The 12,658-nt window shown below is 60.8% G+C and carries 13 protein-coding genes; 7 read left to right on the top strand and 6 right to left on the bottom strand.

What is annotated here, in order from left to right:
- Window positions 1–56 precede the first annotated feature (56 nt).
- Entirely contained in the window at window positions 57–935 is an 879-nt protein-coding gene (locus QXZ85_RS17135; RefSeq protein WP_315706430.1) for a 3-hydroxybutyryl-CoA dehydrogenase, read from the top strand.
- Between the two features lie 70 nt (window positions 936–1,005).
- Window positions 1,006–1,203 (top strand): putative motility protein, encoded by a 198-nt coding sequence (locus QXZ85_RS17130; RefSeq protein WP_315764090.1) that lies wholly within the window; start codon window positions 1,006–1,008, stop codon window positions 1,201–1,203.
- Window positions 1,204–1,237: 34 nt separating this feature from the next.
- On the opposite strand, the gene tlpA is transcribed toward QXZ85_RS17130, so the two are convergent.
- Window positions 1,238–1,939: a thiol:disulfide interchange protein TlpA gene (tlpA, locus tag QXZ85_RS17125; protein WP_315764092.1), complete on the bottom strand. Its 702-nt coding sequence runs from the start codon at window positions 1,937–1,939 to the stop codon at window positions 1,238–1,240.
- 98 nt (window positions 1,940–2,037) lie between these two features.
- Here tlpA and argH point away from each other — a divergent pair, with 98 nt between their 5' ends.
- The 3 genes from argH to lysA all read left to right on the top strand — a co-directional run bounded on the left by argH (window position 2,038) and on the right by lysA (window position 5,354).
- Window positions 2,038–3,429 (top strand): argininosuccinate lyase, encoded by a 1,392-nt coding sequence (gene argH / locus QXZ85_RS17120; RefSeq protein WP_316174500.1) that lies wholly within the window; start codon window positions 2,038–2,040, stop codon window positions 3,427–3,429.
- A 100-nt stretch (window positions 3,430–3,529) separates the two neighbouring features.
- Window positions 3,530–3,811, top strand: coding sequence for an LPS translocon maturation chaperone LptM (gene lptM, locus QXZ85_RS17115; RefSeq protein WP_315706426.1), 282 nt, complete (start codon window positions 3,530–3,532; stop codon window positions 3,809–3,811).
- A 277-nt stretch (window positions 3,812–4,088) separates the two neighbouring features.
- A complete protein-coding gene (lysA, locus tag QXZ85_RS17110) occupies window positions 4,089–5,354 on the top strand; it encodes a diaminopimelate decarboxylase (protein ID WP_315706425.1) in 1,266 nt (421 codons plus the stop codon).
- A gap of 541 nt (window positions 5,355–5,895) precedes the next feature.
- On the opposite strand, the gene QXZ85_RS17105 is transcribed toward lysA, so the two are convergent.
- From QXZ85_RS17105 to QXZ85_RS17095, 3 genes are all read right to left on the bottom strand, one after another.
- Window positions 5,896–6,420, bottom strand: a complete 525-nt coding sequence (locus tag QXZ85_RS17105) for a hypothetical protein (protein WP_315766967.1) — start codon at window positions 6,418–6,420, stop codon at window positions 5,896–5,898.
- Window positions 6,421–6,577: 157 nt separating this feature from the next.
- Window positions 6,578–7,135 carry a hypothetical protein gene (locus QXZ85_RS17100; protein WP_315768617.1) on the bottom strand — a complete coding sequence of 186 codons (558 nt, stop codon included), beginning with the start codon at window positions 7,133–7,135 and terminating at the stop codon, window positions 6,578–6,580.
- Between the two features lie 1,358 nt (window positions 7,136–8,493).
- Window positions 8,494–8,655, bottom strand: coding sequence for a hypothetical protein (locus QXZ85_RS17095; RefSeq protein ID WP_315768618.1), 162 nt, complete (start codon window positions 8,653–8,655; stop codon window positions 8,494–8,496).
- 294 nt (window positions 8,656–8,949) lie between these two features.
- Between QXZ85_RS17095 and QXZ85_RS17090 the strand changes: the two genes are divergently transcribed.
- On the top strand, window positions 8,950–9,210 hold the full coding sequence (locus tag QXZ85_RS17090) for a multiprotein-bridging factor 1 family protein (protein WP_409998229.1): 261 nt from the start codon (window positions 8,950–8,952) through the stop codon (window positions 9,208–9,210).
- 259 nt (window positions 9,211–9,469) lie between these two features.
- On the opposite strand, the gene QXZ85_RS17085 is transcribed toward QXZ85_RS17090, so the two are convergent.
- Together QXZ85_RS17085 and QXZ85_RS17080 are read right to left on the bottom strand one after the other, a co-directional pair.
- Complete coding sequence (locus QXZ85_RS17085; RefSeq protein WP_315768619.1) at window positions 9,470–10,405, bottom strand: hypothetical protein; 936 nt, start codon at window positions 10,403–10,405, stop codon at window positions 9,470–9,472.
- Window positions 10,406–10,598: 193 nt separating this feature from the next.
- Window positions 10,599–11,747 (bottom strand): hypothetical protein, encoded by a 1,149-nt coding sequence (locus tag QXZ85_RS17080; RefSeq protein ID WP_315768620.1) that lies wholly within the window; start codon window positions 11,745–11,747, stop codon window positions 10,599–10,601.
- A gap of 189 nt (window positions 11,748–11,936) precedes the next feature.
- Between QXZ85_RS17080 and QXZ85_RS17075 the strand changes: the two genes are divergently transcribed.
- Complete coding sequence (locus QXZ85_RS17075; RefSeq protein WP_315768621.1) at window positions 11,937–12,371, top strand: hypothetical protein; 435 nt, start codon at window positions 11,937–11,939, stop codon at window positions 12,369–12,371.
- The last annotated feature ends 287 nt before the right edge of the window (window positions 12,372–12,658 follow it).

Genomic DNA, 12,658 nt, shown 5'->3' with positions numbered 1-12,658 from the left:
AACGTTGTAAGGAGCATGGACAGGCGCGACATGCGCGCCGTCCGGTGGACAAAAAGATGGCTCAGATCAACAAGGTCGGCGTGATCGGCGCGGGACAGATGGGCAACGGCATTGCGCATGTGGCCGCGCTCGCCGGGCTCGACGTGGTGCTCAACGACGTCTCCTCCGACCGGTTGAAGTCGGGCATGGCGACGATCAACGGCAATCTGTCGCGACAGATCGCCAAGAAGATGATCACCGACGAAGCCCGCAGCCAGGCCTTGGGCCGGATCACCTTGGCCGAGACGCTGGATGGGCTCGCCGATTGCGATCTCGTGATCGAGACCGCGACGGAGAAGGAGGAGGTCAAGCGCAAGATCTTCCACGATCTCTGCGCCGTCCTGAAGCCGGAGGCGCTGATCGCCTCCAACACCTCCTCGATCTCGATCACGCGGCTCGCCGCCTGCACCGACCGGCCCGAGCACTTCATCGGCATTCATTTCATGAATCCGGTTCCGCTGATGGAACTGGTGGAGCTGATCCGCGGCATCGCCACCGACGATAGGACCTTCGAGGCCTCGAAGGAGTTCGTCACGCGGCTGGGCAAGCAGGTCGCGGTCTCCGAGGATTTTCCCGCCTTCATCGTCAACCGCATCCTGCTGCCGATGATCAACGAGGCGATCTACACGCTCTATGAGGGCGTGGGGAATGTCGAGGCGATCGACGCCGCGATGAAGCTCGGCGCCCATCACCCGATGGGGCCGTTGGAGCTCGCCGATTTCATCGGCCTGGATATCTGTCTGTCCATCATGCAGGTGCTGCATGAGGGGCTGGCCGACTCCAAGTACCGGCCCTGTCCGCTGCTGGTGAAATATGTCGAGGCCGGCTGGCTCGGACGGAAGACGCAGCGCGGCTTCTACGACTATCGCGGGCCGAAGCCGGTCCCGACGCGATAAGCCACCGCCGCTTACCTCCACCCTTCGTTAAGATCTGCCGGTTAACGTCGGGTAAGAGGGGTGTTTGCGTATGGATATGAGTCTCGTCGCCGCCGTGATGGCGCAGCAGCAGGGCGCGGTGCAGCAGCAGGTCGCCACGTCGGTGCTGAAGCAGAATCTCGATTCTCAGAAATCAGCGGTCCTGACCCTGCTCGGCGGCGCGCAGCAGACGCTCTCGCTCGCCAATGTCGGTCCCGGCGTCGGCGGCAATCTCAACATCGCCGCCTGATTGCATTGTCCGGGCCGAGCGCAAGCCGCCGGGGTTACAGCCCCGCCGCGGCCGACGCGGTCGCAGCCTTGATCAGCTTGACTGCATCGTCGCTGTCCCATTCGGCGGGACCGGCGATGGTCGCGATCTCGCAACCGGTGCCGTCCACCAGCACCGACGTCGGCATGCCCAGCGCGCGGCCGATCGATTTCAGATCCTGGAACACCTTGGCCTTGGCATCGCTGAAATAATCCAGCTGCGTCAGCTTGGCGTCGGCCAGGAACGCCTTGGGCTTCTCGGGATCGCGGGTGTCGATATTGACCGCGACCACCTGGAAATTCGGGCCGCCGAGCTTGGCCTGCAGCCGGTCCAGCGCCGGCATCTCCTTGCGGCAGGGCACGCACCAGGTCGCCCACAGGTTCAGCAGCACCGTCTTGCCGCGGAAGTCGGAGAGCTTTTTCGGTGCGCCGTTCGCGTCCTCGAAGGCGAGGTCCGGCAGCTTGAGCGGCGTCGTCGCCATGGTCAGCGCGGCCACCTCGCCATGGGCGAGCGGCGCGATCTTCCTGGCGGTATCGACGGCCGGCTGGCAAGACTGGTCGCCGGCCGGACGCCCGTGCAGCCATCCGCCGGCGTAAAGGCCGATCGCGCCGAGCGCGGCGACGGCGACCACAGCGCCGAGGACGGCCGGCATCCGGCGCGAGGCGGTCGGCAAGGCGGTCGGTCGGGCGGGGGAGGGATCGGGCTTATCGTTTGTCATTTCGGGTCGGTTGCGGCTATCAGAGGCGCCAATTGGGGCACGCCCGAACATGGCGTCTCCCGGCGGTGATCAGGCAAGGTTTTTAAGAGCAACAAGGCATGAGCAACAAGATGTGGGGCGGCCGGTTCTCGGAGCGTCCCGATGAGATCATGGAGGAGATCAACGTCTCCATCGACGTCGACCGCCACCTCTACGCCCAGGACATCGCCGCGTCCAAGGCGCACGCCGCCATGCTTGCCGCGCAGGGCATCATCACCGCCAGTGATGCGAAAAATATTGGCAAGGGTCTAGACACGATTTTGTCAGAGATCACTAAGGGTTCGTTCGAATTCAAGCGCGCGCTCGAAGACATTCATATGAATGTCGAGAGCCGTTTGAGCGAATTGATCGGCCCCGCCGCCGGCCGCCTGCATACCGCACGCTCCCGCAACGACCAGGTGGCGACCGATTTCCGCCTGTTCGTCCGCGACACCATCGACGAGGTCGATGCCGCGCTTGCCGCCTATCAGCAGGCGCTGGCGGAGCGGGCGCTGGAGCATGCCGGCACGGTGATGCCCGGCTTCACCCATCTGCAGACCGCCCAGCCCGTCACCTTCGGCCATCACCTCCTGGCCTACGTCGAGATGGCGGCGCGCGACCGCGGCCGCTTCGCCGACGCCCGCAAGCGGCTGAACGAATCGCCGCTCGGCGCCGCCGCGCTCGCCGGCACCTCGTTCCCGATCGACCGCCACGCCACCGCGGAGGCGCTCGGCTTCGACCGGCCGATGGCCAATTCGCTGGATGCGGTGTCCGATCGCGATTTCGTGCTGGAGACGCTGTCGGCGGCCGCGATCTGCGCCGTGCATCTGTCGCGCTTCGCCGAGGAGATCGTGATCTGGACCTCGCCGCTGGTCGGGCTGGTCAAGCTGTCGGACAAGTTCACCACCGGCTCCTCGATCATGCCGCAGAAGCGCAACCCCGACGCCGCCGAGCTGGTGCGCGCCAAGACCGGCCGGGTGATCGGCGCGCTGAACGGGCTCTTGATCGTGATGAAGGGCCTGCCGCTCGCCTATCAAAAGGACATGCAGGAGGACAAGCAGGGCGCCATGGAGGCCTTCGCGGCGCTGTCGCTGGCGATCCGCGCCATGACCGGCATGGCGATCGATCTCGTGCCCGAGACGGATCGGATGAAGGCGGCCGCCGGCGAGGGCTATGCCACTGCGACCGATCTCGCCGACTGGCTGGTGCGGACCCTGAAGATGCCGTTCCGCGAGGCCCATCACGTCACCGGGCGCATTGTGGCGCTGGCGGCCAAGCAGGGCGTCGCGCTGCACGAGCTGCCGCTCAAGGCCATGCAGGAGGTCGAGCCGAAGATCACGGACGAGGTGTTCGGCGTGCTCTCGGTCGAATCCTCGGTGAAGAGCCGCACGAGCTTCGGCGGCACCGCGCCCAAGAACGTGACCGCGCAGGCCAAGAGCTGGCTGAAGCGGTTGGAAAAGCAGCGAAAGTAAGGGCTCGGCGCCAAATTTCGCCGCGCTTGCGTGGCACTCCGGCACTCGCCAGGGCTGGCCTTTCTCTGTATGGTGCCGCCCGCATTGGGGATATCGAAACGTGAATCGTAGCCGTCGTCCGACCTCGTCCGGCTGGGCCATCGTGGCCGTGGGTGCTGCCGCGCTGCTGCTCGCGTCCTGCGGGCGCAAGGGCCCGCTGGACCTGCCGCCGAACTCGCCGCCGCAGCCCCAATTGTCGTCGGCCCCCACCGACACCGCCCAGGAGAACGCGGCCAAGCCGAGCGTGTTCGGCTCCAGCTACGGCGCCGACGCTGCCCCGGCTGCGCCGCGCGGCAACAAGAAGCCCTTCATCCTGGATCCGCTCCTGGACAGCAACAAATAGGCTTGAGCTCAAGCTCGACGGGTGGTCGATGCTTCACCCTCCCCTGGAGGGGGGCGCCTCATGGCGAGCGAAGCGAGCCGTGAGGTGGGGTGATCTCTCCACCCGCACCGGCTTCCTTGGCCCACCCCACCCCGCCGCCCGTCGCTGATGCGACGCGCGTCGACCCTCCCCCCTGCAGGGGAGGGTGGCAGCGCGAATTGACATTCCCTCCGGTTTCTCGGCAAGTCGCGCCGAGACACTCTAAGCCCTCTGCGAAGGGCTGCGCGGATCGTAACTCATGAACCATTTCGACTATCGCTCCGGCGTGCTGCACGCCGAGGCGGTCAATCTCGCCGAACTCGCCGCTCAGGTCGGCACGCCGTTCTATTGCTATTCGACCGCGACGCTGGAGCGGCATTACCGCGTCTTCGCCGATGCCTTCAAAGGCGAGGACGTCCTGATCTGCTACGCGATGAAGGCCAATTCCAACCAGTCGGTGCTGCGCACCCTCGCCAGGCTCGGCGCCGGCGCCGACGTGGTCTCGGGCGGCGAGCTGAAGCGCGCGCTGGCGGCCGGCATTCCCGGCAGCAAGATCGTGTTCTCCGGCGTCGGCAAGACCGAGACCGAGCTGCGCGCCGCGCTCGCGGCCGGCATCCGCTGCATCAACATCGAGTCCGAGCCGGAGCTGGAGCTGCTGTCGCAGCTTGCCGCCGAGACCGGGCATACGGCGCACATTTCGGTGCGCGTGAACCCGGACGTCGATGCCGGCACGCACGCCAAGATCTCGACCGGCAAGTCCGAGAACAAGTTCGGCATCCCGCTGGAGCACGCACGCAGGGTCTATGCCCGCGCCGCCACGCTGCCGGGAATCAAGGTCTCGGGCGTCGACGTGCATATCGGCAGCCAGATCACCGATCTCGGACCGATGGAGACGGCCTTCCGCATCCTCAGCGAATTCGTGCAGACGCTGCGTGCCGACGGCCACACCATCAGCCACGTCGATTTCGGCGGTGGCCTCGGCATTCCCTATCACATGGACCGCGGCGCGCCGCCGGAGCCGGACGCCTATGCCGCGATGGTCAAGCGCGTCAGCCACAATCTCGGCTGCACCCTGCTGTTCGAGCCGGGGCGCCTGATCGTCGGCAATGCCGGCATCCTGGTCGCGCGCGTGATCTATGTGAAGCATGGCGAAGCCAAGAACTTCGTCATCATCGATGCCGCGATGAACGATCTGATCCGCCCGACGCTGTACGAAGCCCATCACGACATCCTGCCGGTCGTTAAGCCCGCGCCCGGCACGCCGCAGATGATCGCCGACGTTGTCGGCCCGGTCTGCGAGAGCGGCGATTATCTCGCGCTCGACCGCGCTCTGCCGGAGCCGAAGCCGGGCGACCTCTTGGCGATCATGACGTCCGGCGCCTATGGCGCGGTGCAGGCCGGCACCTACAACACAAGGCCGCTGGTGCCGGAGGTGCTGGTGAAGGACGATCAGGCCGCAGTGATCCGCCCGCGCATCGACGTCGAGGCCCTGATCGCGATGGACACGCCGGCGCCGTGGCTGTGAGTTGACGTGGCCGGACGCTCGAATTGGTCCGACCTCTCCATGAGCCCCGTCATTCCGGGGCAGCCCGTCAGGGCTGAACCCGGAATCTCGAGCTGATGCGGCATCTACATCGCACCTGAAACGTCAACTTATTTCGACTGCCCCCTTGAACGGCAGCGGCCAAGCGTAGCTCGGATGAGCGAAGCGATATCCGGGTCCTTCTCCCGCACGTCGCTGACGCTCATGCTACAAATTACGGTGACAGTGCACTTAACTGTTCCTGCTTGATGCCGTGCGCGCCGATTGCGCCGACTGTTGACGCCTGGATGGCAAACGGGGGAGGGCGCATGAGTTTTTCCGTTTGCCGTCGATGATCAAGCCCTCGGAGTGTCGCAATGCATGCCCCAGTGGCGGAGTTGCGGTGACATTTCTGCACTTCATCGCAATTCCCGCCGCTCGGAGTGAGGCGGTTGGCCGGCCCGCCGAGCACCGCCAGTCCCGAGTTTTGTGCAGTGTCGCCGTAATTCGTGCAGCATCAACGTAATTGCGTAATTGTAATTTCCTATCTGTCGTCTTTGGCTACGAATACGATGGACTTTACGACCGCAACCAAGGCGACCACGGCTAGATAAACTATATAGCCTGCAAGGCAGACCATGGAAAAATAGGAGAAGAAGGGCATGTATTCGATAGGATCGCCAAGCCGATCTCCGCAGGTGTGGACTCCGAGATTTATACTTTCTGCCTGAAAATAGATCTGGATGCATATAGCGACGTAAATAATAAGAAAGCAGAAGGAAAGAGCCAGCCTTCTCACGAGAAGCATTACGATAACTGGAAGCGAGTACATTAGAACATCTTGCGGTCTATAGTAACCTGTGCATGCGCGCACAATGTACGCCCCTTCTTGGGTAATCACAGGAACCAGGGCGGCGGCGCAGATATTTGCGATCAGCGTTAGACGCGAGCCGAGCAAAATGCTGAGTATGCGCTCGTCCCATGGGCTAAGCAGGAAGCGGCAGAAACGCCCAATTAGCCTCAATGCGCCCATGATCGCCTCGCCGCTTCGCGCCGCGAACACCAGCAAGCGTAGCCCGGATGAGCGAAGCGATGTCCGGGTCTTGCTCCCGCATGTCGCTGACGCTCATGCGGGCTACGTTTGCTAAACCTGACCCCCTACTCACATCAATCGAGCGCGCTGTCTCCGCAACTGCCCTCACCGCCAGCGACGAAAGCTCCGTCCATCACCTGCCGGAGGCGTCGGCCTCCAGAACCACCTTCGCTACGGGATAGCGCCAGTCGTTCTTCGTGTTGTCGGCGGCGGCATCGATGCCTGCTACGATGACCGCACCAAGGATCCCGCCGTTGACGCCGCTGGCCAGACGAGCCTGGCGCGTGGCATCGAACGGCGCGACCGTGATCATCCGCTTTTGATAGCCGGGCTTTTGGCAGGTCACGGCAAGCGTGCTCGACTGTCCGCGATAGAGCGGGACGCGCACCTTCGCGGGGCTCGTCATGGTTGCCGTGAAGCCGCTGGCTTCCAGTGAGCAAGCGGCCCCGGACATCTCGACCTCGCCCTGGCCGGGATTGTGAAACGTCCGCACCTCCACGAGCTGGTCACCCGCGAGCTCGGGCACGCTTGCGTCGGTTCGGCGCTTCTGCTCGTAGACATCGATCCCGTGGCTGCCCGTGGTCGACCTGATTTCGGTCACATTGTTGACCGCAAGCGGCGCAGCACACCCGCCGAGACATGCCAACCCGAGGATGGCTAACGAGGTGGCCATCCAACGCGAACAGTTCATTTGAGCCCCCACAGCATCCCCATTGTCGTTGATCCAGGGGTAGCAAGGGCCGATCTGGGGAACAATAGCCGCAACCTCGGGGGGATTAGAGCGACTATCAAAAACCGATTACGTTGCGGGTAGGACACAGTCGATGTCGCCCCCCAATACAAATGAGGTCCGTAGTATTAGTAGTAGTAAATGTGTCGGACGATCGCCAGCGGCGCGACGTCATGGTCATCAACATGACGCCGTTGCTCCGCCACAACCTTTCCTTGTGATCAATGCCAGGGTGTCGTGTTCGATGCCCGCGCCGGTTGCAGTCCCGGCGGGTCTTCTCCATCGCAGCGGGGGTTATCCGTGATGTCTCGTGCGTCCATCCTTGCCCTGCTGCGCACTGCTGCTGCGGCCGCATCACGGCGACAATCACCGTAATCCGGGTCAATTTGATGCGGGATTACGCCACAGTGCACTAAGCTGTCGCGTGGCGAGTTCTATTCGTCGCGGAGGTTTGCGCCAGCAGCTCGGTAGTTTTGTGCAGCGTCACCGTAATTCCGGGGAGGTTTCGCGCCAGCAGCTAGTTTTATGCAGCGTCACCGTAATTCGAAGCTCATTAGTTGCGACGCGAGAGGTCCGATTTGGGGAGCATAATCTGCATTGGCGCGGAGACGACCGTCGAATGGCTTGGACTCGCGTCCCCGCTGAAGCTAGCTAATTTGCTTCACGAAATCGATGGCCCCGCGAGATCATCGGGAAGTCGTAGCACGGATGAGCGAAGCGACATCCGGGTTCTGCTCCCGTATGAGGTTGCGGTGACAGTGCACTTAACTGTTCCCGTTTCGTTGACGGTGCACTTAATTCGCGCATCCGTCAGAAGCGCGCCGAGAAAAGTGCAGCGTCACCGTAATCGCATGAGTTTTTTCGTTTGCCGTCGATGATCAAGTCCTCGGAGTGTCGCAATGCGTGCCCCCAGTGGCGGAGTTGCGGTGACATTTCTGCACTTCATCGCGATTCCCGCCGCTCGGAGTGAGGCGGTTGGCCGGCCCGCCGAGCACCGCCAGTCCCGAGTTTTGTGCAGCGTCACCGTAATTCCCTGCCGGTTTCATCTACGACAAAGATCGGTCGGTTGAGAGCTGCTTTCAACTTCGCATCTAGCCAGCGATCCATGTGTCGGCCTTCGCTCGCAGCTTGAGGATGCATTCAGGGTACAGTCTTGGTTGTTAACATTTTTGAAATCACCCAGAGCCTGAGGACGAGCTAAATACTTAACTAGTTATGTGCGCAAGCGTGGCCCGGATGAGCGAAGCGATATCCGGGTCCTGCTCCCGCATGTCGCTGACGCTCATGCGGGCTACGCTTCCTCAAGTTCGATCGCTCGATCATGATCGTTGCTGATGCCCTTTGACGTGGGCCGCCAATTCGGCCGTCCGTTCGATCATGCTGTGGACGATCGTCTCGCAGTCGCGTTGGCTCAGCCCGAGAATGCCGTGGTCGCGCAGTTCATGTTCGAGGATCGCGGCCATGATCGACACGATGCTCATTCGCCTGGCTCCTCCTTCACTGATGCGCATGGAGCGCTGCTCGTGTTTCAGTTCGAAGGAGCAACGGCGGGCCTGTGAGGTCGCGGCTTGAGTTGCGCGTTGAGAGCGTTGAATGCTTGGCGAAAAGCCAGCAGGCGCGTGTTTGCCTGGGTCTTGAGGGGGGTGACGGCCCGCCTGATCTCGAAGAAAGGCCGATCTCGCGACATCCAGCCATTTATTTCGGCTCCGGTAAACGTAAACCGTGAGATGTAAACGGATATCGTTTAAATTCGCGGATGTCAACGCTTTTCGTGATTGATAGACGAAAAGCGTGATATTCTTTCAAATGGCGCCAAGATGACCCCCGATCAATCTCGGGCAGCCCGTGGACTGCTCGACTGGTCCCAGGCCGAATTGGCCGCTCGATCAAATCTGAGCGAGAGCACCATCCGCGACTTCGAGAAGGGCAGGCGGGTACCTTCAATCAACAATCTGGCTGCCATTCGCCGTGCGCTGGAAGCCGGCGGCGTGCAGTTCATCGACGGCGATCAGCCCGGGGTGAGATTGATACGCTGACGATGATCTCGCATGAGCGACAGTGCACTTTAACTAGTCGGCTCGAAGTCGGGCGCATCGATCGAGCCGATAATTGACGCCTCGCACTGCATTGGGATTCCCACCGCGCTCGAGAGCGGCGGTTGGTCGGCCGCAGGCAGCGCCAAGCTTCGCCACTCGCGAGTTTTGTGCAGTCCAGCAGCGTCACCGTAATTCGGAGCGGCGATCAACGCGCCCAGCAAGCGTCTCATTTTCTCGACGATCGAGAGTTGGAGGATCGTTAGTCTTCAGTTTCAGAATTGGTCCGCCGTAAAATATCCTCGGTACTGACGTTCCATAATCGGCTTTTCGAGAGGATGAGCCGGCGAGCTAAACTCTGGACGTTAAAGACCTCATACGGGCCTAAGAATGCCGACGCTTCACTGAAACCGTGTGCCGTCATAAAATTTCGAATAAAGCTGCTGATGTGGAGTGCTTCAGGTATCGTCAATTCCACGTCACGAACGACTTGACCGTCGCTATACGGAGCAGGCGCCCCAAGTGCTTGCTTGGTGCTTTCCTTGATGCTTTCTTCCGGTTTGGATTTATCGCCCCTCACGATCCAATTCATCTTTTGGTCAACGTCTATCCCCGCATTCTGTAGCCTCTCCAAAATATCTTTTCGCACGACAGGGTTCCAGTCGCCCGCCAGAAATCGCGGTTTGGTGACGCTTGATTTCACTTGAAGCTTGAGCTCTTCAATCGCCGAGAAGGCAAGGTTGATTGCTATCGAGGTGCTAACGTGGTTCGAGTAGAGTTCAGAGTGCTTATCAAAAATCTGTCCGTACATTGGATGGGTTGACCACCATGTGATGCTTTCCGTTTCGAGGCTTCTCGATAGTTTGTGGATTGCGTACACAAAGCCTTTGTCGGACCACGCTGTTGCCGCCAGCGCCACCGCAAGAGGGAAATCAAAGCTTTGGCTGAATTGCTCAAAGAAGCCACGAGTTCGAAATACGTCGCGGAATACGGCTAATTGCTCAGTTGGATTTTCAGGAAGTTCAAAAGCTCTGCTAGCGTGTTGCTTAGTATTTCCTTCGATGATGTTGCTGGCCGCGTAGATAAGGCCAATGATATTGTTGGCCGTCGTCTCGTCTGCATCGATCACCATCAATTGGCCGGCAATAGAACCCTCCGGCGGCGTGGTGAGCGCAGCAGGGTGCGAGATCTCCGTCACTACACTCTTATGAAACCAAAATCGTTCCGACGGGTCGGGAATGAAGCGAGTTGTCCATCCAGTAGCCAAGCACAACGAGCCGACCGCTTCGACGTGAGTCGGATCGAGTACAAGGAAAGTACAGTACGATTTCATTCTAATCTGGGTTACCTACTTCCAAATTACGGTACGGCAGTCCCCGCAATTCCGCCGTTCATTCCTCAGGCCAAGGAGCTGGCAGGCCAACCAGTTCATGCATTTGTTTCCCTTCCTTGCGAAGATATTTGTCTCCTGAGATCACCATCTCGTTTGTCCCCAGCCCGAGTTGGGGCAGCGGCTTTTCTGCCCGAGGGTTAGGGACTAAAAGCCCTGTCTTGCTCGCAAAATTCCACGGATCAACTTGCTTTAGCGCGAGCACGCCGCTCAGCCGTGTATTCCGCGCTTCCCCTTCGCGCGGCCCGTGCCACACACCATTCGGCTCACGGATTTGTTGAACGATTTCTTCCCCGTTCGGCCCCTTGGAAAGCCTGACAGCTTCCTTGCCGAGCAAAGCGTCTAGCACTGCAGTCTCATCGTGATTCATTGATAGCCCGTTGATGACAACCAGGTACGGGTGATCGAGCTTTCCATAGCGACCGGCCTTGCCCTTCAGGGCCGGGAAAATCTCTTGGCTCGGGTTCACTTGGATTACGGGAGTTCGCTGGATCCCTATCGCCTTGCCGCTTTGGTCCGGTTTGTTGCGGGGCCACGCCGTTATCAGGATCTTCGCTTCGTGCTCTTCGTGAACGAAGGGCGCAACTTTCTTGGCGCCCTCGCCTTCAGGTAAGCTTGCTATCCATGACTTTAGCGCGGTTCGGAGCTTCTTCGTAGATAACGGCTGCGCCGGCTGGCCCGTCACCTTCAAATCCAGGAAGTGCAATGGCGAAGGGGTATCGTCGATCGCGGCGAGCGCCGTACTAAGCCTTGCTTGAGCGGAAGCCTCTTGATTGGACAATCCACTGGCCTGCACAACCTCCACATAGAATCGTTGCTGCTTGTCGTTTTCTACAAAGAAGTCCGGCGACTTTTCGGTGTGCTCAAGCTTGGGCTCGATCTCGATTACCTTGCAACCGCGTGCGAGGAGAAAGTGGTAGATAAACAGTTCCAGAAATGCGCTGTGATGCTGCACATCAATTGCCGACCTGAAACGAGCTATAAGTGCTGCTCGGTGCGTTTCAGGATATGCCGCAAACCATTCGTCGATCTTCGCCCGCACGCGTGCGGCTTCGGCACGACCTGAACGATTCAAATAGGCGAACCGAGCTTCATCCGCAGGCCGTGGCTTTGTGTCCGTTCGTTCAATATCATCAAAAATGCTGGTCATGTCGCCTCAGGCGAACAAGTCTAGGCCCTCTTGCGTAATCCTGAATATGTACCGCTGTCGTGCTGCCAGAGCCAGCCCTTCTCGATGGCTTTCCCGAGGCCGGCTCCATATTCTGTCGACAGAGCATCGTGCTCGTTCAGCATCCCGGCTTTGACCTTCGCGACGTAGATCCTATGACAGCCGGTCCAGATGAGCTTTTCCGTTTGCGATTGGCGGTTCACCCCGGAGTGGGCGTATGTGAGCGCTGTTGGTCGCGTCGAACAACTAAATTCACGAACAGTTTCAACGCGTATCGCCCTGTTCAGCCCTTGCCGCAAAAATATTTCGCTTTCCATTTATCCGAAATCGTGCTCTTATCCCGCATCCCGTCCCACTGAGGGGGCGCTTCGCGATCGTCACGGACGTCGGGTGCGGGATGCGATGGGCGTGTCGGGGCGCAGCGCGAGCTTGCTCGCGCGGACGAACGATCCCGATGCGACGGTGAAGTCGCGTGGTTCTGGCATCCCGGTGCTGATGCCTGCGCAATGCGCGGACAGCGCATTGTCGCAACGCGATGATGCCAAAGGCATCACGCGGACGGGGACAACAAAGCCGGTCCCCGGGAAGAGCGCGTATAAATCGTAACACCATCGCGCAGGGAAGGTCGGGGGTGACTCGGCCGAACCTGTGGTTCCTACCCCGTGCACTTCATTCGCACGGGGGCCATGGGAGAGGCCAGCTCCCGACCTTCCCTGCGCCCTCATTCTTCGAGGGTGACGCGCTTCCCGAAAACTCGGGCGAAAACTCGCCGCGAGAACGGATTTCCATGCGACATAGAAAAGAGCAGCGCCGGGAACACGGCGATCGGCGAGGGCCGCGGCACCTCCGCAAATCCCCGGAACCCGCCCGGTCACACTCGCGTGTGATCGGCG

The organism is Bradyrhizobium sp. SZCCHNGR1005 (assembly GCF_032489995.1).
Taxonomy (GTDB): Bacteria; Pseudomonadota; Alphaproteobacteria; order Rhizobiales; family Xanthobacteraceae; genus Bradyrhizobium.
Note: the sequence above shows the minus strand (reverse complement) of the source record. Positions and strands in the feature narration are given on the sequence as shown.